Consider the following 20,727-nt stretch of genomic DNA (forward strand, 5'->3'; position numbering starts at 1 on the left):
ACCGGGCTCTCGCAGAGAGCACCAGGCCGGGGGCGGGAGCGCCCCGCTCTCGGGTCAGATCGCCAGCACCAATGCCAGGATCGACAGGCCGAGCAGCGCGATGCCCGCAATCTCGCGCCCAGTGATCTTTTCCCGGAAAAACAGGGTCGAGGCCATCAGGCTGAAGATCAGCTCCACCTGCCCCAGCGCCTTGACATAGGCCGCGTTCTGAAGCGTGAAGGCGAGAAACCAGCAGAACGACCCGCCCAGGCTGGTCAGCCCGACAAAGGCGCCGGTGTTCCGCGTGGCCCAGACCGCCGCCAGCTGCGCCCGGTCGCGCCACCAGAGCCAGAGCGCCATCGACACCAGCTGGAACGACACCACCGCAGCCAGCGTCACCAGCGCCCGGAACCAGGGCGTGAGATCGCCCAGTTCCAGCGAGGCGGCCCGGTAGCTGACTGCCGAAAAGGCAAACAGAACGCCCGAGCCCAGCCCCAGTTGCGAGGCGCGGTTGGTCAGGTGGCGCCACCAGGCGCCGGATCCTCCGGGTGTTTTCGACAAGAGCAGCACCGCCGCCAGCCCCAGCAGGATCGCGCCCAGCGCGCCAAAGGAGACGCCCTCTCCCAGAATGACAAAACCGACGATCGCGGTCTGGATCACCTCGGTCTTCTTGAAGGTGATGCCCACGGCAAAGTTGCGTTGCTTGAACAGCGCCACCACGCAGATGGTGGCAAGGATCTGGGCGGTGCCGCCAATGGCGACAAACAGCCAGAACCGTGGTCCCAGCTCCGGCAGATCAAAACCACCGGCGGTGGTGGCAATCAAGAGCCCCGCCAGTGCCAGCGGTGCGGAATAAAGGAAGCGGGCAAAGGTGGCGCCGGAGGCCGACAGTTTCACCGTCGCCAGCGATTTCTGCAGCATGAACCGCACGGTCTGAAACAGCGCGGCGGCGAGGGTGACGGGGATCCAGAGGCTCATGCGCCTCTTGTGGCCTCAAATCAGGGCTTTGGCCAGAGCGGATGCGGCACCGGATCCTTGGCGCGCCAGAAATAGCGGCGGAACACCTCGGCATAAGAGGCGTAGCTGTAGCCCTCGTTGCAACTGAGATACCGCTCCTTGCCCGCCCGATAGAGCGCGGGCAGCGCATACCAGGGGGCGCCCGGGTTCATGTGATGCACCACGTGGTAATTGTTGTTGAGGAAAAGGAACGCCAACAGCCCCCGATCCTCGATCACCACGGTGCGGGCGCGCGATTTCTCATGCGCGCGATGTTCCAGAAAGGTGCGGATCTTGAGCAGGCCCAGACCGATATAGGCCGACAGCGCAAAGGCCCAGACCGGCATCAGCGACAGGGAAACGACCCAGAGCACCACAGCCATGCCGGGCAGGTGCAGCGCCCAGGCCAAGAGGATCGCGCGGTCGCCGCGCAGCGCGCCGCGCGCCTCGTCACGCAGGAAACAGGCGGTGCCGATCAGCGGACCCAGCACCATGCGCCCCGCCAGCGTGTTGTTGAGCGCATAGAGGCGCTGCTGCCAGCCCGGCAGGCGCGACCAGATTGCGGGGTCGAGATAGTTGCTCTCAGGGTCGTCATAGGGGTCGGTCAGGTTCGCGTCCAGGTGATGGGCCAGATGCAGGTCGCGGAACCGGTTATAGGGGATGCACAGCGTCAGCGGCAGCGCCATCAGCGCCTCGTTCAGCCAGCGATAGCGGAACGGGTGGCCATGCAGCGCCTCATGCGTCAGCGAGGAATGCAGCGCCGCGACCAGCCCCATCGCGGGGATGGCGAGCCAGAGCGACAGACCTGCCAAACCAAAGATCACCAGCAGCCAGGCCGCATAGCAGGCGAGGATCAGCGCGAAAGTGCCCCATTCGGCGCGGTCGGGCAGGCGCGGCTCAGACATGGCGGCCCCAGCGGATGCCGGCCCAGACACGCTCGTAGACCAGGTAGAGGGTGAAACCCAGTGCCGTGTTCACCAGTGCCAGCGTACCGCCCAACGCCACCGATCCGGTCGCCACCAACCCCACCAGCGTCATGGTGACCAGCCCCAGCAGGTTCCAGACCACTGCCTTGACCACCGATCTCTGCCGCGTGTCCATATGTCCTCCATTGTCACGTTCACGAATTTGTTATCCGGTGGCGCGCAGCGTGAGAATTCTGAATATGATTAACAAAATTCATCGAATGTGATATTTATAAACACATGTTGGATAGTATGGACAAACGAGATCGCGCCGCCCAGTTCCGCCAGCGCCTGATCCGCGCGATGGAACTGCGCCAGATCACGCAAAGCGCATTGGCTCGCGATGTGGGGGTGGACCGGTCCACGATTTCGCAACTGCTGACCGATAGCGGCGCGCGGCTGCCCAATGGCCATGTGGTGGGCGCCTGTGCCTCGGCGCTTGGGGTATCTACGGATTGGCTGCTGGGTTTGTCGGACCGACCGGAAAGCGCGGCGGAACTGCTGGCCAGTTCGCTGACCATGACCGAGGCGCCGCGCGCGCTGGTTGACGAGCGCATCTATGAATGGCACCGCGAGGCGGCAGGCTACAAGATCCGTTATGTGCCCGCCGCCCTGCCCGACATGCTCAAGACCCGCGCGGTGCTGGAATGGGAATATGCGCCGCATCTGGGCCGGACGGCCGATCAGGCCATCGGCGCGTCAGAGGACCGGCTGGCCTGGATGCGCAGCGCCCAGTCGGATTACGAGATCGCCATGCCCCTGTTCGAGCTGGAGAGCTTTGCCCAGGGCGCGGGCTATTACCGAGGCCTCGACCCGGCGGTGCGGCGAGAACAGATCGACCATCTGCTGGCGCTTTGCGAACAGCTCTATCCCCGGCTGCGCATCTATCTCTACGACGCCAAGCGGCTTTATTCTGCGCCGATGACCATATTCGGCCCTCTGCTCTGCGTGTTCTACGCGGGCAGCCACTACATGGCCTTTCGCGACCGCGACCGGATCGAGGTCTTTACCCGCCAGTTCGACACGCTGGTGCGCGAGGCGGATCTGACCGCGCGCGACCTGCCAGCCCATCTGCGTCGGCTCAGGGCGGCGATTCCGGGCTGAACCGCAGGCGTGTCCTGCGCAGGACCGGGTTTTGTGCTATACTGATCGTCCGAGGTAATCGTAACCGCTTATGGAGGAGCCCCGAATGGACACCATCCAGACCGCAGAATATGCCCGTGCGCTCTATGCCGCGCATGGTGACAAGGCCGAGGCCGAAGCAGCACAGAAAGAGCAGCACTGCAAGGCCCTGGGCAATCAGGACGAGGCGCAGAGCTGGCAGGCGGTACGCCGTGCGATCCGCCAGATGCGCGGCGCCAACCAGAGCTAGACCTGATTATTTCTCGGTCGCGAATCCGTCGAAAGGCTACCGGCTTTCGGCAGATGGTCTATATCGGCCGACATGAACAGTTTTCATTTCGATAACAGGACAGGCCTCCCCGAGGCGCTGCGGGTGCTGCTTGAGGCGCATCCGCGCGAGAGTTGGCAGGCCGATCCCAACTTTCACGGTCTGGTCAGTTTCTGGCTGGAGCGCCACATGATGTTCCGCCAGATCATGGCGCATATGCAGGCCGAGACGCGCGCCTTCCTGGATGCCGAGCGGGACGCGGCACGGTTCGCGCAGGGCATCGCGCGTTATGGCGGCATGTTCGTGAACCAGTTGCATGGGCATCACCAGATCGAGGACCAGCACTATTTTCCCCTGCTCAGGACCAAGGACCGCCGTATCGAGACGGGGTTCGACCTGTTGGACGCGGACCACCATGCGCTGGACGGGCTGCTGAACCGGTTTGTCGAACAGGCCAATGGGGCGATCCAGGCGGCCAATGGCCCAGACGCCCGCACCAGCGCCGGGGCGCTGCTGACTGGGTTAGGCGATCTGGAGCGGATGATCGGCCGCCATCTTGAGGATGAAGAGGACCTGATCGTACCGATCATCCTGAAGCACGGCGCCGACCCTCTGGGATAGCCATGGGAACAACAGTGGTCCTTGTACCCGATGGCCTGTCCGCAAGGCGCGACGGTCGCACGATTTCAAAGAAATCGTGTCCACAAGGTTTGTACCAAACCTTGTCCCCGCGCGGTTGTGCCGGTGCGCCCCGGTCAGACCTTGGGGTCGGGGTTCACCGTATGGCCATCGACCGCAATCACCTGCCCCGACACCAGCCGCGCCGCCTCAGACCCCAGAAACACCGCCATGTTGGCGATGTCCGCCGCTTCGACGAACCGGCCCATCGAGGTGCCCGAGGCGTAACCGGCATAGACCTGATCGCGGGTCATGCCCTTGGCCGCTGCTTCGCGCGCCAGCACACCCTCCATCCGCGGTCCTTCGACCGAACCGGGACAGATCACGTTGCAGCGGATCCCGTGCGGTCCCAGCTCCATCGCCAGCGTCTTGGCCAGCCCAATCACCCCCCATTTCGCCGCCGCATAGGGCCCGCGATAGGGAAAACCGTATTGCCCGGCGGTGGACGACGTGATGACGATACTGCCCGCGCCCTGCCGTTTCAGCAGCGGGGCGGCGTATTTGGCACAGAGAAACGCACCGTCGAGATTGACCGCGATGCAGGCGCGCCAGCCGTCGAGCGGCATATCCTCGACCAGCGCGGTCGGCCCGGCGATGCCCGCATTGGAACAGAGCGTATCAAGCCCGCCCCAGTCGGCCTCGATGTCGGCAAAGAGCGCCGCAACCGAGGCCTCATCCGCCACATCGACCACACTCTGCCGCCAGTGGGCGGGACAGGCGGCCAGCGCCGCCTTGTCCACATCCGCGATCCAGACCCGCGCCCCCGCCGCGTCAAAGGCCTCGGCCATGGCGTGGCCGATGCCGCCGGCACCAGCGGTGATCAGAACGCGCGCGCTCATGCCGGTTTCCGGATCGCGCTGCCCGCGCCTTCGGGGTAAGGCAGGCCCGCCTGCGCCTCTGCGATGCGGGCCATGGCGGCCTCGATCTCGGACGAAGGGGCGCAGGGTTTGCGGGTTTCCAGGCTCACATGCAGCAGGAAGCTTTCGCCGGTGGCCAAGAGCTTGTCGCCCTCGTACATGCGATGGAACAGATGCAGCTTCTTGCCTTGTCCCAGCAGCATCTGGGTCTCGACCCGAATCCGCGCGCCTGCGTGAGTCTCGTCCAGATGGCGGATATGGGTTTCTGCGGTGAAATAGCTGCCGCCATTGGCGATATAGTCGGCATCGCAGCCAATGATCTCCATGAACCGGTCGGTGGAATTGGCAAAGGCCTCCAGGTATTTCGACTCGGTCATGTGGCCGTTGTAATCGGTCCAGTCGAGCGGCACCGCACGCGACAAGGTCAGGATCGGCTGGCTCAGGTCGGCGGTCTCCAGATCGGGCAGCGCCTTGGGCTTCAACGCCGCGTCATGCGTGTTCAGCACCGCACCCGCACCCCAGTTCTGCGCCTTGAGCGCCCGCATCATGCCGACGAGGTTGTTGTCGCGGATGCGTTCCAGTTCGCGGATCGTATGGTGCCCCGATTGGGCATCCGACTGGCCCGCGATCAGGTCGACCAGCTCATCGGTGAATTCGGGCACATCCATCAGCTTGGTCCAAGGCCAGCTGAGGCAGGGGCCGAACTGCGCCATGAAATGCTTCATGCCTGCCTCGCCGCCCGCGACGCGATAGGTCTCAAAGAGGCCCATCTGCGCCCAGCGGATACCAAAGCCCATGCGGATCGCCTCGTCGATCTCTTCGGTGGTGGCGATGCCGTCCTTGACCAGCCACAGCGCCTCGCGCCAGACGGCCTCCAGAAAGCGGTCGGCGATATGGGCGTCGATCTCCTTGCGCACATGCAGCGGGAACTGACCCAGTCCGCGCATGATCTCCTTGGCGCGCTCGATCATCTCGGGGCTGTTTTCCGGCGTCGTCACCAGTTCGATCAGCGGCAGCAGGTAGACCGGGTTGAACGGGTGCGTCACCACGATCTGACCGGGGCGCAGCGCGCCCTCCTGCAATTCGCTAGGCTTGAAGCCAGAGGTCGAGGAGCCAAGGATCGCATCCGGATCGCAGGCCTCCTGGATCGAACGATAGACCTTGAGCTTGAGGTCCAGCCGCTCGGGCACGCTCTCCTGGATCCACGCGGCCCCTGCCACCGCCTCAGCCAGATCGGTGTGAAAGCTGAGCTTGCCCTCGGGCGGCAGCGGCATGTCGCTGAGACCGGGCAGCGAACGGCGGGCATTGGCCAGCACCTCGCCGATCTTGCGTTCGGCTTGCGGGTCGGGGTCGAACACCCGAACATCCCAGCCGTTGAGCAGAAAGCGCGCGGCCCAGCCGCCGCCGATCACGCCGCCACCGATGATTGCAGCCGTTGTCATTCCCGATTTTCCTTGTCGCTACCCGGCTCTTCATTTCGCCGGAAATACTCCGGGGGTCTGGGGGCAGCGCCCCCGCCTCTCCGAAAAAGACTTACTTCGCCACTGGCGCGCGTTTCACCAGGCCCAGCTTTTCGCGCACCTCCTGCGGCCCGATCACCCGAGCGCCCATGTTCGACACGATGCCTGCCGCCCGTTCAACCAGTTGCCAGTTCTCGGCCAGCACGCCCTTGTCGAGCCAGAGGTTATCCTCGAGCCCGACGCGCACGTTGCCCCCCGCCAGCACCGACGCCGCGGCATAGGCCATCTGGTTGCGCCCCAAAGAGAAGGCGCTGAAGGTCCAGTCGTCGGGCACGTTGTTGACCATCGCCATGAAGGTATTGAGGTCATCGGGCGCGCCCCATGGCACCCCCATGCAGAGCTGCACCAGAGCCGGCCCGTCCAGCACGCCATCCTTGACCAGTTGCTTGGCATACCACAGGTGGCCGGTGTCAAACGCCTCGATCTCGGGCTTGACGCCCAGTTCGGTCATCATCCGGCCCATGGCGGTCAGCATGCCGGGCGTGTTGGTCATCACGTAATCGGCCTCGGCAAAGTTCATGGTGCCGCAGTCGAGCGTGCAGATCTCGGGCAGGCATTCGGCCACATGCGCCACGCGCTCGGTGGCGCCGACCATGTCGGTGCCGTTTTCACGCAGCGGCAGCGGGTTTTCGACATCGCCGAATATCATGTCACCGCCCATGCCGGCGGTCAGGTTCAGTACCACATCGACCTCGGCGTCGCGGATGCGGTCGGTCACCTCGCGATACAGGTCCAGCCGGCGCGAGGGCGCCCCCGTCTCGGGGTCGCGCACATGGCAATGCACCACCGCCGCCCCCGCCTTGGCCGCCGCAATCGCGCTCCCGGCGATCTGCTTGGGGCTGCGCGGCACATGCGGGCTGCGATCCTGGGTGCCGCCCGAACCAGTGACGGCGCAGGTGATAAAGACCTCGCGGTTCATTTCCAGAGGCATGTCGGTTTTCCCTTGTTTTTACCGGTTTCTCCCCGGGGTTGTCCCCAGATTTGTCCCCGGATTCCGATTTGCGTTGTGTTCGACTCTGGCGCAGCCTTGCGGCGACCACTTGCCAGAATGCGAATCGAACTTGATGAAATCCGCAAAAAACATTCTCCAGCCGGAACACCGCGCGCTAAAATGCGCGCTTCTGGTGCTGGACGATTGCAACACGCTCAGCTTTGCCGCCGCGGTGGACCCGATGCGCGCCGCCAACCGGCTGGCCGACCGCCATGCCTTCGACTGGGATTATGTCACCGCCACCGACGCGCCTGCGCGACTCACCTGCGGTCTGATGGTGCCGGGCCTGCCGCTGGCGCGGCTCGAAACCTGCGATCTGCTGATCGTGGTGGCAGGGTTCCAGCTGGCACGCCACGCCACGCCCAGCCTGCTCGCCGGGCTGCGCCGGATCGCGGCGAGCGGCGCCACGCTGGCCGGGATCGACGGCGGCCCGTGGCTCTTGGCCGAGGCAGGCCTGCTCGACGGTCACGCCGCCACCACCCATTGGGAGGATCTGGACAATTTCGCCAGCCGCTTTCCGGCCATCGACGTGCGCCACGACCGCTTTGCCGTCTCGGGCAACCGGCTCACCTCGGGCGGAGCGATGCCCGCGATCGAGATGATGCTGCATATCATCGCCGCGCGCCACGGTGCGGGCTTTGCCGCGCGGGTGGCCGGGCTGTTCCTTTACGAGGGCGCCCCCCAACCCGGCACCCCGCAGCGCCGCACCGGCGCCCCGCACCGCCACAACAAGCTGACCGCGCGGGCCAATGCGCTGATGGAGGCGGCACTGGACGAGCCGCTGTCGCTGGCCGAAATCGCCGAGACGCTGGGCACCAGCCCGCGCACCCTGCAACAACAGTTCCGCCTGAGGTTGGGGACCACGCCGCAGGACCATTACCTGCAACTGCGCCTGGCCGAGGCACGACGGCTGGTGACCGACACCGACATGCCGCTGATGGAAGTGGCACAGGCCACCGGCTTTACCTCGCAATCGAGCTTTGCCCGTGCCTTTCGCACCCAGAACGGCCAATCCGCCCGCGACCTGCGGCAGGCCCGAACCCAACCCGCCGCACCCTGATCTTCATTTCGCAAAAAATACTCCGGGGGAGCCTACAAAATTCGACGAATTTTGTAGGCCGGGGGCAGCGCCCCCGCCCCGCTCAATAGGGCATCGGATGCGCCTTGTGGGCGCGCGCGATCTCGTCCAGCACCTCATCCGACAGGGTCAGATCGGCACCGGCCAACACGTGATCGAGCTGCCCCAGCGTGGTGGCTCCAAAGATCGCCGACATCATGAAGGGCCGGGTCTGGCACCAGGCCAGCGCCATATGTACCGGGTTCAACCCGTGCCGGCGGGCAATGTCCAGATAGGCGTCAACCGCATCGAACACCCGCTCGGATTTGCGTCCGCCCATCTCGGGCACCAGCGACATGCGCGAGCCCTCGGGCACCGCACCGCGCTGATACTTGCCGGTCAGGAACCCCGCCGCAAGCGGTGAAAAGGCCATCAGCCCCACATCCTCGTTCACGCTCAGCTCTGCCATGTCGGTGTCGTAAAGGCGGCAAAGCAGCGAGTACTCGTTCTGCACCGACGCCACCCGGGGCCCTTGCCCGGCCTCGGCCAACCGCAGCCATTGCGCGGTCCCCCAGGCGCTTTCGTTCGACAGACCAAAGGCGCGGATGGTGCCGCGATCGACCTCGCGTTGCAGCGCCTCAAGGCAATCGGTCATGTTCTCCAGCACCGAACCCGCATCCTGCCCCGACGGGTCATAGCGCCAGTTCTGCCGAAACATGTAGCTGCCGCGATTGGGCCAGTGGAATTGATAAAGGTCGATATGATCGGTCCCCAACCGTTTCAACGAGCCCTCGACCGCCCCGGCAATGGTCTGACCCGAGATCGGCGCGCCATCGCGGCAATGTGCCATACCCGCGCCGGAATGCTTGGTCGCAAGTACATAGTCGCCGCGCCGGGCCGGGTTGGCGCGGTTCCAGCTGCCGATGATCTCTTCGCTGCGGCCCACCGTCTCCTTGCGGACCGGGTTCACCGGATACATCTCGGCGGTGTCGACAAAGGTGATCCCGGCGGCCAGGGCGCGCTCGATCTGGGCATGGCTGTCGGCCTCGCTTGTCTGGCTGCCAAAGGTCATGGTGCCCAGGCACAGCGTACTTACCTCGATGCCGGTGCGGCCCAGCGGTCTCGTTTTCATGTCTCGGCTCCCTCTTGTCCGCGCCAGACCCTAGCGGAGGGACACACGGCGGCAACCCCTCTTGAGCTTTGTCACCATTTGCGCCAGCCTGAGCGACAACCGGAGGGGCAGATAATGGCACAGAAGATCACAAAGGGAATCAAGACCTTGCTGGCAGAGGCAAATGCGCGGGTCGCAACCCTGCCGGTGGCCGAGGCCAAGGCGCTCTATGACGATCCGGATCATGTGTTCATCGATCTGCGCGATATTCGCGAAGTGCAGCGCAGCGGCATGATCCCGGGTGCCTTTTCCTGCCCGCGTGGCATGCTGGAATTCTGGATCGACCCCGACAGCCCCTATCACAAACCCGTCTTCAACCAGGACAAGACTTACGTGTTCTACTGCGCGAGCGCCTGGCGTTCGGCGCTGGCGGCCCAGGCCGCGCAGGAGATGGGCCTTGCCCCGGTCATGCATCTCGAAGGCGGTTTCACCGAATGGGTGAAACAGGATGGCCCCGTCGCCGAAAAGACCTGAGCGCACGGCAACGATCCAAAGTGTCGAAAGACACTTTGACCAAGCGCCTGACGCATGCGCGCTAATGTTGTCTGGCGTTCATCTATCGCCTAGAGATCGGTGCAAGTGAGTTTCAAAGGGAGAGATCACCCATGTCCGATACCCCCAGCTACGGCTTCGACACCTTGCAGATCCACGCCGGCAGCAGGCCCGACCCGGCCACCGGCGCGCGGCAGACGCCGATTTATCAGACCACGGCCTATGTGTTCCGCGATGCCGATCACGCCGCAGCCCTCTTTAACCTGCAAGAGGTAGGTTACATCTATTCCCGCCTGACCAACCCCACCGTGGCCGTGCTTCAGGAGCGTATCGCAACGCTCGAGGGCGGTGTCGGTGCGGTCTGCTGTTCCTCGGGCCACGCGGCACAGATCATGGCGCTGTTCCCGCTGATGCAGCCGGGCTGCAACGTGGTGGCCTCGACCCGGCTTTATGGCGGCACCGTCACCCAGTTCAGCCAGACCATCAAACGGTTCGGCTGGTCGGCCAAGTTCGTCGATTTCGACGATCTCGACGCGCTGCGCGATGCCATCGACGACAATACCCGCGCGGTGTTCGGCGAATCCATCGCCAATCCGGGCGGCTATGTCACCGATATCCGCGCGGTGGCCGATGTGGCCGATGCCGCCGGCGTGCCTCTGATCATCGACAATACCAGCGCCACCCCCTATCTGTGCCGCCCGTTCGAACATGGTGCCTCGCTGGTGGTGCATTCCACCACCAAATACCTGACCGGCAACGGCACCGTCACCGGCGGCTGCGTTGTCGATTCCGGTCGCTTCGACTGGTCGGCCAGTGACAAGTTCCCCTCGCTCAGCGCGCCGGAACCGGCCTATCACGGGCTCAAGTTCCACGAGACCTTTGGCCCGCTCGCCTATACGTTCCATGGCATTGCTATCGGGCTGCGCGACCTCGGCATGACCATGAACCCGCAGGCCGCCCATTACACGCTGATGGGGATCGAGACGCTGAGCCTGCGGATGCAGCGCCATGTCGAGAACGCCAAGAAGGTCGCCGCCTGGCTCGAGGCCGATCCGCGCGTCGATTATGTCACCTATGCCGGCCTGCCCTCCTCGCCCTATGCCGAGCGGGCAGAGCGCTGCTATCCCAAGGGCGCTGGCGGGCTGTTCACCTTTGCGGTCAAGGGCGGGTACGAGGCCTGCGTCAAGCTGGTCAATGCGCTCGAGATCTTCAGCCATGTGGCCAACTTGGGCGACGCGCGCTCGCTGATCATCCATTCGGCCTCGACCACCCACCGCCAGCTGACACCCGAGCAGCAGGAAGCGGCGGGCGCCGGGCCGAACGTGGTGCGCGTCTCGATCGGGATCGAGGATGCCGATGACCTGATCGCCGATCTGGATCAGGCGCTGGCCAAGGCCACCGCCTGACCGGAAGCGGGGCGGCCCTCAGCGGCCGCCCTTTTCATTCCAGCCGCAGTCGCGCCAGAGCATAGGCCAGCAACGCCAGGCAGCACAGGCCCGCCAACAGGAAGGGCGCGCGCAGCGCCAGTTCGCGGCTCATCTGCTGTTCGGCCAGCGCCACCACCGCGCCGCCTGCCAGCGCCCCCAGCGGCATCGAGCCCCAACCGAAGAAGCGATAGATGCTGTTCACGCGGCCCAGCATGGCGGGCGGGATGCGCCGTTGCCGCCAGGATACGGTGATCACGTTCCACAACATCGCCGCCGCCATGATCGCGGTCAGCGCCAGCCCCATGATCCAACCGTTGCTTGACAGGCCGATGGTGGCATAGCCCGTTCCCCAGACCGCGATCGACAGGAACAGGCAAGCCTGCGTGCCGATCAACCGCATCGCGCGCGGCGCCAGCAGGCTGCCGCAGATCGCGCCCACCGCGCCCGCCGACAGCACCAGCCCGTACTGCGAGGGCCCGAGGCCCAGCACCTCTTGCGCAAAGAGGACCTGCACCGTGATCGTGGCCATGGCGATGAAATTGGCCAGTCCCAGCACCACCGCCAGCCGCAACAACAGCGCGTCGCCGCGCATGAAGGCGATACCCTCGGCCAATGCCTGACGGAACCGCGCCCGGCTGGGCACCTGCGGCGGCAGCGAGATCAGCCAGACCAGACCGGCGGCCAGCACCAGCACCGCCACGTCGAGGCCAAAGGGCACCGCGATACCGGTCGAGATCAGCACGCCAGCCAGCGGCGGGCCGATGAACTGGCCGGTCAGCTGCTCGGTGCTCCAGAGCTGGCCATTGGCGGCCTCCAGATCCTGTGGCTCGACCAGCGCTGGCAGGATGGTCTGGGCGGCATTGTCGCGCAGCACCTCGGCCGACCCCAAAAGAAAGGCCAGCCCCGCCAGCGCCCAGATCGCGCCCGGCGCCGGATCACCCAAGGCCAAGAGCAGGATGGCCAGCACGATCCCCGCCCGCATCAGATCGGCCCGCGCGATCAGCTTGCGCCGGTCGCTGCGGTCGATGATCACGCCCGCAGGCAGGGCAAAGAGCAGCCAGGGCAGTCGCGCCGCCGCCGCCACGGCGGCAATCGCCACCGCGTCGCGGGTCATCAGCGCCGCCAGCCAGGGCAGCGCCAGCACCAGCACCCCGTCACCCAGATTGGTCAGGGCGCCCGCAGTGAAGAGCAGTCGAAAGTTGCGATTTCGGATTACCAGCGGCGCGGCCATCACAGTCTCCGGGTCAGGTTCGGGACAGAGTGACGCGACCCTGCGCCATGGTCAATGCAGGGTCGATGCGGGCGGCAGGCCGCCCGCAAAGCGGCTCATTGCCGGATCTCGAACACCATGGTGACGCTGCCGCTCAGCCCGATTTCACCACCGGCAACCGGCACATCCATGGACTCGGCCATGGCCGCCATACGCATCATCGGGCGCGGCTGCGGGTCATGGGACTGTTCCGAGATCGACACCACCCGGCCCAGCTCGACCCCCGCCGCCTCGGCCAGTTGGCGGGCGCGGTCCTGCGCATCCGCCACCGCCTTGGCGCGTGCCTGGTCGCGCAGCGGTTTGGGTTCCTTGACCCCGAATTCCAGCCCGTTGAACGTGTTGGCCCCGTCGCTGACCACCGCGTCCAGGATACCGCCCAGCGCCGCCAGGTCACGCACCCGCACCGTCACCCGGTTCGAGGCCTGAAAGCCGGTGATCTTCGGCGGCTCGCTGCTGGAAGCGCGGTTGGACCAGACCGGCGACAGCGACAGGTCGCTGGTCTGCATGTCGCGCGCCTCGATACCCATCTCGCCCAACCGGTCAAAGACCTGCTGCACCGCTTCCGACGTGGCCAGCAGTGCCGCGCGCGCCTCTTTGGCCTCGTGGGTGACGCCCAGGGTGATCACCGCCATGTCGGGCACCGTTTCGACGGTGCCGCTCCCCGTCACGGTGATATGGCCGGGCTGCTCGTCGGCGCGGGCCAGCCCGACCGCCGCAAAAAGCAAGGCCGCCACCAGAAAAATCAATGTTCTCATTTATGTTCTCCTGCTATCCTCGCCATCAAAGATGGGGTGGCGGCATGTCGCGCGGCAAGGGGAAAACCGGAGTAATTCTTTCCCTCGGCAGATCTCTGCTTTAATGTCGCGCCGTGGCGCTCGCCAGTGGGTGCCCCAAGCCATTCAGGAACGGTTAGACTGGTCACATGAAACCCGCCTTTGCGCTGTCGCTTTCCTTCGAGGGGATCACGCTCTTGCATCGTGCCGCCGGTGGCTGGCGACAGGTGGGAGCGGTGGCGCTCGACGCACCCGATCTGGCTGGCGCTTTGCGTAAGCTTCGCCAAGAGGCGTTGCGTCTGGAACCCGATCTCCACTGCAAGCTGATCCTCCCCAACGAACAGATCCGCTATCTGACCGTCGAAACCGGCCCGTTCAAGGGCGAGGCCCGCCATACGCTGATCGAGCAGGAGGTCGGCGCCGCAACTCCCTATGCGCTGGACGAGCTGGTTTACGACACCTCTCCCGACGGAGAAATTACCCATGTAGCCGCCGTGGCCCGCGAGACCTTGCGCGAGGCCGAAGACTTTGCCACCGAACACGGGTTTAACCCGGTCAGTTTTGTAGCTGCACCAGGCGACAATCCCTTTTTGGGTGAACCTTTCTTTGGTCCGAGCAGCGCCACCGCCGACAACACCGGTTCCGAGGCCGTCGACCCGGATGGAATCGCTGTGGTGGTGGTCGGTCCGGTGATCTTTCCCGATACAGACCCGCCTGTTCCGCCCGCACCTGTCGAAGCCACTGCCGGCAAGGCGATCAGTTTCTCCAGCCGCCGATCACGACAGGCCCAGGATGCCACCGAGGTCGAGCCCCTAGACATTGCGCCCAGCACCCCCGAAACCGCGGCCCAAGGCGTGCCACTGCCCGCTCCGCAGCCCCCAGCGGAGCGAGCGCTGCCCGAGCCCCGGATCGAAGCGAAACGAGAGGCCGACTCGAATGTGGCGCTCCCGATTACCGGCGAGCGTCCGACCACCACCTTTGCCGCAGCCGGACGCCCCGATCAGGTGCCCCAAACAGAGGCGGATCGCCTGACCATCTTTGGCGCGCGCACCGGTGGCATTGGCGGCAAGCCCCGCTATCTGGGTGTGATGCTCACGGTAGGACTACTGCTGTTTCTTGCCGCTGTCGCTGCCTTTGCCTCGTTGTTTACTCAAAGCGGCCTGAAGGGGTTCTTTCGCGACTCCGATCCTCTGGCCGAACCGCCTGTCTCCGCCATTGAGGCCCCGGCGACCACACCCGACGCGGCGCCGGAACAAACTGCACCGCAGGCTCCGGCCTCCATCGACGAGGACCCACAGGTTCTGGTGGCGCCACAAGACACGCCAGGCCTCCCAGGCCTGAGTGGAACCGACAGTGCCGTGCTCGAAGCACTGCGGATCGATCCGCAACAGGTGGAGGACCTGGACTACGAGCCCGAACCCAGTGGAACCCAAGCCGTGGAACTGGCCCTGTCCGAAGCGCCGCCGCCGCCGGAAGTACCCGAGTTAATTGGCCTCAACGACCTGTTCGTCGCCTCGATTGACCGGACCGACCTGTTCCAGGACGCGATAGCGCTGCCTCCAGCCACGGGTTTCGACACCGATACCGCCCCAGATGGCAGCGCACCGTCGGTCTCTCCGGGTCAAAGCTTCGATCTGGACACACGCGGTCTGGTTGAGGCAACGCCCAGCGGAACGCTCAACCCTGATGGTGTTCTGGTCTATGCCGGACGTCCTACCAAGGTGCCACCGGCGCCGCCGCTCCGATTCGAGGCCCCACCGGAGGTGGATGTTGCGCAACAGCGACTGGCTAGCATCCGGCCTAAACCCCGCCCCGAAGATCTGGTTGAGCAGTCTGAACGTACGCAATTCGGAGGCCGATCTCGCACCGAGCTTGCAGGCCTGCGGCCCAAGGCGCGCCCAGAATCGGCGCAGGAGCAGTTGGCCGCTCTGCAGGAAGAATCGGCGGAGGATACCGCCCAGGCCGTCAGCCCTCTGGCGGTGGCCAGCGCGCGCAAACCGCGGATGCGCCCCGAGAAACTGGCGGCGGCCGCAACCGCTGCGGCGGCAACCAGCCAAAGCAATCTCGGCTCGACCGCCGGGCTGAACCGCAGCGCCGATGCCGATGAGAGCGGCAGTTTCGCCGCCGCGACGGTCAAACCCAAAGCGCCCTCGCCCACATCGGTCGCCCGTCAGGCCACGCTCGACAACGCGATCAACCTGCGCAACCTGAACCTGATCGGCGTCTACGGCACGCCCGCCAACCGGCGCGCGTTGGTCCGTCTGCCCTCGGGCCGCTACAAGAAGGTCAAGGTCGGCGACAGTATCGACGGTGGCCGCATCACCGCCATCGGCGACAGCGAATTGCGCTATCAGAAGGGCTCGCGCAACCTGACCCTGCGCATCCCCAGCGGCTGAGACCAAGAAGGGCGAAGCCTTCCGGCCCCGCCCTTCATTTCGCTCAAAATACTCCGGGGGGAGAGGACAAAATTCGTCGAATTTTGTCATCGGGGGGCAGAGCCCCCCTCCCCGCTGCCTCACTCGGCGGCTGCGATCTCGCCGCTTTCGATCTGTTCGCGCTCGATACTCTCGAACAGCGCCTTGAAGTTGCCCTCACCGAAACCATCGTCACCCTTGCGCTGGATGAATTCGAAAAAGATTGGCCCGATCACGGTCTTCGAGAAGATTTGCAGCAGGATCTTGGTTTCGCCGCCATCCACCACGCCTTCGCCGTCGATCAGGATGCCGTGTTCCATCATCCGATCCTTGGGCTCGTCATGGCCCGCAACCCGGTCATAGGACATGTCGTAATAGGCCTCGTTCGGGCCGGGCATGAATTTCAGCCCCTTGGCCGCGATGGCATCCACCGAGTTGTAGATGTCGTCGGTGCCCACGGCGATGTGCTGGATGCCTTCGCCATTGTATTTCTTCAGGTAGCTCACGATCTGGCCGGTCTCGCCGCGGTCTTCATTGATCGGGATACGGATGCGGCCACAGGGCGAGGTCAGCGCCCGGCTGTAAAGCCCGGTGAACTTGCCCTGGATGTCAAAGAAGCGGATTTCGCGGAAGTTGAACAGGTCGCCGTAGAACTTGAACCACTTGTCCATGTTGCCCTTGAAGACATTGTGGGTCAGGTGATCGAGATAGAAGAACCCGTCGCCGCGCGGCTTCGACTGCTTCAGCCATTCGAACTCGGTATTATAGGGCGAGGTGTCGTAATACTGGTCGACGAAATAGAGCAGCGAGCCGCCGATGCCCTTGATCGCGGGGACGTTCATGGTCTTGTCGTCGCCCTCATAGGGTTCGGCGCCCATCTTGACCGCATGATCGAAGGCCGCCTGCGCATCCACCACTCGCCAGCCCATCGAGGGGGCGCAAGGACCATGCAATTCGATGAATTTTTCAGCAAACGTGCCCTTTTCGGCATTCAGGATATAGGTGACATCCCCCTGCTGCCACAGCTCGATGCCGGGCTTGTCCTTGTGGCGGGCGACCATGTCGAACCCCATCTGCGCGAACAGGTCGCGCAGCACCTGCGGCTCGGGATGGGCGAATTCGACAAATTCGAACCCGTCGGTACCGGCGGGGTTTTCGGGGGTGATCTCGGATTTCGGGGCGTTATGCGGGAAAGGACCCATGGTGCGTCTCCTGATGCGGCGAAACATTTGCTGAGTCGAGAATACGACTTCAGCCACGCTGATTCTGCGCATTGTTTTTGGCCTTCCACCGTTTACGCGCGCGAAATTCGCACTAAACTCAAAGAAAACGAGGAAAACGCGCACATGTTGGATTCGATGGATCTGCGCCTGCTCGATGCCCTGCAAAAGGACGCGCATCTGACAGCCCAGCAGCTGGGCGAGATGCTGCACCTGTCCAGCAGCCAGGCGGGCCGCCGGCGCCAGCGGCTGGAGGCCGAGGGCTACATCACCGGCTATGCCGCAAAGCTCGACCCGCTGAAACTGGGTCTGCATGTCCAGGGCTTCATCCAGGTGCATCTGGGCACCCATGGACCGGAACAATCGGCCAAATTCGCCCGGATGGTGAATTCCCGCCCGGAGATCACAAGCGCATGGACGATGACCGGCGAAGCGGATTATCTGCTGCATGTCTATTGCGCCGATTTGCCTGCTCTGAATCGGCTGCTGCACGAGGTGATCCTGCCGCATCCGGCGGTGGCCCGGGTGCAGAGCCAGATCGTGATGGACCAGTTGAAGCGCGACGCACCGCTGCCGACCTGAGGCGGCACAAGGGAGAGAGATGGAAAGCTTTCTGTATCAGGCGACGATCTACCTGGCGGCGGCCGTCATCGCCGTGCCGTTGGCGGCCCGTCTGGGCCTTGGCTCGGTTCTGGGCTATCTGGCGGCGGGGCTGATCATCGGGCCGGTTCTGGGGCTGGTCGGCGCCGAAACCGCCGATCTGCAACATGTGGCCGAATTCGGCGTTGTCATGATGCTGTTCCTGATCGGGCTGGAGCTGGAGCCGCGCGCGCTCTGGGACATGCGCGACAAGCTGCTGGGGCTCGGCGGGCTTCAGGTGGGGGTCTCGACGCTGGCGATCATGGTGATCGCGATGGTGGCGGGCCAACCCTGGAGCGTGGCACTGGCCGTCGGCCTGACGCTGTCGCTCAGTTCGACCGCGATCGTGTTGCAGACGCTGTCGGAAAAGGGGCTGATGCAGACCAATGGCGGGCGGGCGACCTTCTCGGTCCTGTTGACGCAGGATATCGCGGTGATCCCGATCCTGGCCTTTCTGCCGCTGCTGGCCAGCGCGCCGGTGGCGCATTTCGCAGGCGACGGGTCGATCAACCGCGCGCATCAATCGGGCGCGGGGCACGAGGCCAGCCTGTCGCTGGTCGAGGGGCTGCCCGGCTGGGCGGTGACACTGGTCACCATCGGCGCCGTCGCCTTCGTGGTGCTGGCGGGCATCTACTTGACCCGGCCCCTGTTCCGCTTCATCCACGCCAGCCGCCTGCGCGAGATGTATACCGCGCTGGCGCTGATGATCGTGGTGGGTATTTCGTTCCTGATGACGCTGGTGGGCCTGTCACCCGCGCTTGGTGCCTTTCTGGCCGGCGTGGTGCTGGCCAACTCGGAATTCCGGCACGAGATGGAAAGCGATCTGGAGCCGTTCAAGGGCCTGCTGCTGGGCCTGTTCTTCATCACCGTGGGCGCCGGGATCGATGTCGGCTTCTTCCTTGCCGATCCGCTCGATCTGATCGGGCTGGCGCTGCTGGTGATCCTGTTCAAGGGGGTCATCCTCTATATCGTCGGGCGCGCGTTCAAGCTCAAGGGCCGCGACCGCTGGCTGTTCACGCTGGGGCTGGCGCAGGCGGGCGAATTCGGCTTTGTTCTGCTGGCCTTTTCCACCCAGCAGAACGTGATCCCGGCGCATCTGTCACAGAAACTGCTGATGATCATCGCACTGACCATGATGATCACGCCGCTTCTGTTCATCCTTTACGACCTGTTGTCGCGCAACATGCGCGAGCATGCCCCGACCCATGCGCCCGACACGATCGACGAACAGGGGCCGGTGATCATCGCGGGCATCGGTCGGTTCGGCCAGATCGTCAACCGGCTGGTCACCGCCAGCGGGTTCAAGACCATCGTGCTGGACCACGACATGGAGACGATCCAGCTGATGCGGCGCTTTGGCGTCAAGGGGTTTCTGGGCGACCCGACCCGGCCCGAGTTGCTCAAGGCGGCGGGACTGGCCAAGGCGCAAGTGCTGGTGGCGGCGCTGGATGATGACAATCAGGTGACGAAACTGGTGGCCTATGCCCGGCGCCAGCGCCCCGACCTGCATATCATCGCCCGCGCGCGCGACCGCAACCATGTCTATGAGCTTTACCGCGCCGGGGCCGACGACATCGTGCGCGAGATGTTCGACAGCTCGGTCCGCGCCGGACGCTATGTGCTGGAGAATGTCGGCCTCAGCGAATACGAGGCGGCACAGGCAGCGCAGACCTTTTATCAGCATGACCGCAAGGCGGTGCGTGATCTGGCAGAGGTCTGGGACCCGAACATACCCACCGCCGAGAACACAGCCTATGTGGAGCGCTCGCAGGCGCTGCAAAAGGACCTTGAGACAGCGCTGATGGAGTTGAGCGAGGAACTGGCAGAGCGACGCTCTGCCTGATCCACGCAAGGGCCGGAAGAGCGGCGTTCAGCCGTCGGAAACGCCGGCCTCGGCAAAGGTGGCCATGCCGGAATGGCAGGCCACCGCGCTTTTCAGGATATTGATCGCCAACGCCCCGCCCGAGCCCTCGCCCAGACGCAGCCCCAGCGAAAGCAGCGCCTCTTTGCCGAGCTTCTCCAAAAGCGCCTTATGCGCGCCCTCGGCGCTCTGGTGACCGGCAACGGTATGATCCAGCGCGTCTGCCGCAACCGCCGCAAGCGTCGCTGCCGCCGCCGTGCAGATGAACCCGTCCAGGATCACCGGGATGCGCAGCTGACGCGCGGCGGCAATTGCGCCCGCCATGGCGGCGATCTCGCGCCCGCCCAGGCAACGCAATACCTCCAGCCCGTCGCGGCTGGTGTGCAGGGCGACGCCCTCGGCCACGACGCGCGTCTTGTTGGCCAGCCCGGCGTCGTCGACCCCGGTACCGCGCCCGGTCCAGTCGCCCGCCGCGCCCCCGAACAGCGCGTGCGCGATGGCCGCCGCCGGGGTGGTGTTGCCGATGCCCATCTCGCCCACCACCAGCAGATCCGCCGCCGGATCGACGGCGGCCCAGCCGGTTTGCAGCGCGGTCAGCAATTCGTCCCCGGTCATTGCCGGGCCTTGGGTGAAATCCTGTGTCGGACGGTCCAGTTCCAGCGCGTGCACATCCATGCGCGCCCCGGCGGCACGCGCCAACTGGTTGATGGCGGCGCCGCCATGTTCGAAATTCATCACCATCTGCACCGTCACCTCGGCCGGAAAGGCCGAAACGCCCTGTGCCGTCACCCCGTGATTGCCGGCAAAGACGATCACCTGCGGCGCCTCGATCCGGGGCCGGGCATCGCCGCGCCAGCCCGCATACCAGATCGCCAGATCCTCGAGCCGCCCCAGCGCACCGGGCGGTTTGGTCAATTGACCGTTGCGCTCTTCGGCGCCAGCGCGGGCGGCGGTATCGGGACCGGGCGCCGAGGTCAGCAGGTCGCGGAACTGGGCGAGATCGGTAAGCGCTGGCAGCATGGAAAGC

At 65.0% G+C, this 20,727-nt stretch carries 20 protein-coding genes; 9 read left to right on the top strand and 11 right to left on the bottom strand.

The features are described 5' to 3' along the window. Positions 1 to 54: 54 nt before the first annotated feature. From MB818_RS18750 to MB818_RS18760, 3 genes are read right to left on the bottom strand one after another with little or no spacing between them, the layout of a single operon-like run. On the bottom strand, positions 55 to 957 hold the full coding sequence (locus MB818_RS18750) for an EamA family transporter (RefSeq protein ID WP_234137915.1): 903 nt from the start codon (positions 955 to 957) through the stop codon (positions 55 to 57). A 20-nt stretch (positions 958 to 977) separates the two neighbouring features. After that, a complete protein-coding gene (locus MB818_RS18755) occupies positions 978 to 1,880 on the bottom strand; it encodes a fatty acid desaturase (RefSeq protein WP_238906034.1) in 903 nt (300 codons plus the stop codon). Then, positions 1,873 to 2,076, bottom strand: coding sequence for a DUF2061 domain-containing protein (locus tag MB818_RS18760; protein ID WP_234137913.1), 204 nt, complete (start codon positions 2,074 to 2,076; stop codon positions 1,873 to 1,875). The genes MB818_RS18755 and MB818_RS18760 overlap by 8 nt, the downstream gene beginning before the upstream one ends. Positions 2,077 to 2,180: 104 nt before the next feature. Between MB818_RS18760 and MB818_RS18765 the strand changes: the two genes are divergently transcribed. From MB818_RS18765 to MB818_RS18775, 3 genes are all read left to right on the top strand, one after another. Next, the gene (locus tag MB818_RS18765; protein ID WP_238906035.1) at positions 2,181 to 3,044 is read left to right on the top strand and encodes a helix-turn-helix domain-containing protein; all 864 of its coding nucleotides are present in this window, start codon (positions 2,181 to 2,183) and stop codon (positions 3,042 to 3,044) included. Between the two features lie 85 nt (positions 3,045 to 3,129). After that, a complete protein-coding gene (locus MB818_RS18770) occupies positions 3,130 to 3,312 on the top strand; it encodes a hypothetical protein (RefSeq protein WP_234144922.1) in 183 nt (60 codons plus the stop codon). Between the two features lie 72 nt (positions 3,313 to 3,384). Further along, positions 3,385 to 3,951, top strand: coding sequence for a hemerythrin domain-containing protein (locus MB818_RS18775; protein ID WP_238906036.1), 567 nt, complete (start codon positions 3,385 to 3,387; stop codon positions 3,949 to 3,951). Positions 3,952 to 4,085: 134 nt separating this feature from the next. Here MB818_RS18775 and MB818_RS18780 read toward each other — a convergent pair whose 3' ends face one another. The 3 genes from MB818_RS18780 to bcoG all read right to left on the bottom strand — a co-directional run bounded on the left by MB818_RS18780 (position 4,086) and on the right by bcoG (position 7,316). Continuing rightward, complete coding sequence (locus MB818_RS18780) at positions 4,086 to 4,847, bottom strand: SDR family oxidoreductase (RefSeq protein WP_238906037.1); 762 nt, start codon at positions 4,845 to 4,847, stop codon at positions 4,086 to 4,088. Further along, positions 4,844 to 6,307 carry a carnitine 3-dehydrogenase gene (locus tag MB818_RS18785; RefSeq protein ID WP_238906038.1) on the bottom strand — a complete coding sequence of 488 codons (1,464 nt, stop codon included), beginning with the start codon at positions 6,305 to 6,307 and terminating at the stop codon, positions 4,844 to 4,846. The genes MB818_RS18780 and MB818_RS18785 overlap by 4 nt, the downstream gene beginning before the upstream one ends. Positions 6,308 to 6,398: 91 nt before the next feature. Then, positions 6,399 to 7,316, bottom strand: coding sequence for a 3-dehydrocarnitine:acetyl-CoA trimethylamine transferase BcoG (bcoG, locus tag MB818_RS18790; RefSeq protein ID WP_238906039.1), 918 nt, complete (start codon positions 7,314 to 7,316; stop codon positions 6,399 to 6,401). A 133-nt stretch (positions 7,317 to 7,449) separates the two neighbouring features. On the opposite strand from bcoG, the gene MB818_RS18795 reads away from it, so the two are divergent. Further along, entirely contained in the window at positions 7,450 to 8,436 is a 987-nt protein-coding gene (locus MB818_RS18795; protein WP_238906040.1) for a GlxA family transcriptional regulator, read from the top strand. A gap of 82 nt (positions 8,437 to 8,518) precedes the next feature. Here the strand turns inward: MB818_RS18795 and MB818_RS18800 are convergent, their stop codons facing one another. Beyond that, a complete protein-coding gene (locus MB818_RS18800; protein ID WP_238906041.1) occupies positions 8,519 to 9,565 on the bottom strand; it encodes an aldo/keto reductase in 1,047 nt (348 codons plus the stop codon). 114 nt (positions 9,566 to 9,679) lie between these two features. Between MB818_RS18800 and MB818_RS18805 the strand changes: the two genes are divergently transcribed. Next, positions 9,680 to 10,078 carry a rhodanese-like domain-containing protein gene (locus MB818_RS18805; RefSeq protein WP_234137904.1) on the top strand — a complete coding sequence of 133 codons (399 nt, stop codon included), beginning with the start codon at positions 9,680 to 9,682 and terminating at the stop codon, positions 10,076 to 10,078. Positions 10,079 to 10,209: 131 nt separating this feature from the next. Continuing rightward, positions 10,210 to 11,502 carry an O-acetylhomoserine aminocarboxypropyltransferase/cysteine synthase family protein gene (locus MB818_RS18810; RefSeq protein ID WP_234137903.1) on the top strand — a complete coding sequence of 431 codons (1,293 nt, stop codon included), beginning with the start codon at positions 10,210 to 10,212 and terminating at the stop codon, positions 11,500 to 11,502. A 34-nt stretch (positions 11,503 to 11,536) separates the two neighbouring features. Here the strand turns inward: MB818_RS18810 and MB818_RS18815 are convergent, their stop codons facing one another. Together MB818_RS18815 and MB818_RS18820 are read right to left on the bottom strand one after the other, a co-directional pair. Further along, complete coding sequence (locus tag MB818_RS18815) at positions 11,537 to 12,754, bottom strand: MFS transporter (RefSeq protein WP_234216204.1); 1,218 nt, start codon at positions 12,752 to 12,754, stop codon at positions 11,537 to 11,539. A 95-nt stretch (positions 12,755 to 12,849) separates the two neighbouring features. Further along, the gene (locus MB818_RS18820) at positions 12,850 to 13,548 is read right to left on the bottom strand and encodes an SIMPL domain-containing protein (protein ID WP_234137901.1); all 699 of its coding nucleotides are present in this window, start codon (positions 13,546 to 13,548) and stop codon (positions 12,850 to 12,852) included. Between the two features lie 167 nt (positions 13,549 to 13,715). Between MB818_RS18820 and MB818_RS18825 the strand changes: the two genes are divergently transcribed. Further along, complete coding sequence (locus tag MB818_RS18825) at positions 13,716 to 15,962, top strand: hypothetical protein (RefSeq protein ID WP_234216206.1); 2,247 nt, start codon at positions 13,716 to 13,718, stop codon at positions 15,960 to 15,962. Positions 15,963 to 16,081: 119 nt separating this feature from the next. Here the strand turns inward: MB818_RS18825 and hppD are convergent, their stop codons facing one another. Further along, positions 16,082 to 17,182 (bottom strand): 4-hydroxyphenylpyruvate dioxygenase, encoded by a 1,101-nt coding sequence (gene hppD / locus MB818_RS18830; RefSeq protein WP_234177672.1) that lies wholly within the window; start codon positions 17,180 to 17,182, stop codon positions 16,082 to 16,084. A gap of 144 nt (positions 17,183 to 17,326) precedes the next feature. Here hppD and MB818_RS18835 point away from each other — a divergent pair, with 144 nt between their 5' ends. Together MB818_RS18835 and MB818_RS18840 are read left to right on the top strand one after the other, a co-directional pair. After that, positions 17,327 to 17,782: an Lrp/AsnC family transcriptional regulator gene (locus tag MB818_RS18835; protein ID WP_164129369.1), complete on the top strand. Its 456-nt coding sequence runs from the start codon at positions 17,327 to 17,329 to the stop codon at positions 17,780 to 17,782. A 19-nt stretch (positions 17,783 to 17,801) separates the two neighbouring features. Next, on the top strand, positions 17,802 to 19,682 hold the full coding sequence (locus MB818_RS18840; protein WP_234144910.1) for a monovalent cation:proton antiporter-2 (CPA2) family protein: 1,881 nt from the start codon (positions 17,802 to 17,804) through the stop codon (positions 19,680 to 19,682). Between the two features lie 27 nt (positions 19,683 to 19,709). Here MB818_RS18840 and cobT read toward each other — a convergent pair whose 3' ends face one another. Beyond that, complete coding sequence (gene cobT / locus MB818_RS18845) at positions 19,710 to 20,720, bottom strand: nicotinate-nucleotide--dimethylbenzimidazole phosphoribosyltransferase (RefSeq protein WP_234177670.1); 1,011 nt, start codon at positions 20,718 to 20,720, stop codon at positions 19,710 to 19,712. Between the last annotated feature and the right edge of the window lie 7 nt (positions 20,721 to 20,727).

This window comes from Ruegeria alba, from assembly GCF_022321465.1.
Classification (GTDB): Bacteria; Pseudomonadota; Alphaproteobacteria; order Rhodobacterales; family Rhodobacteraceae; genus Ruegeria_B; species Ruegeria_B alba.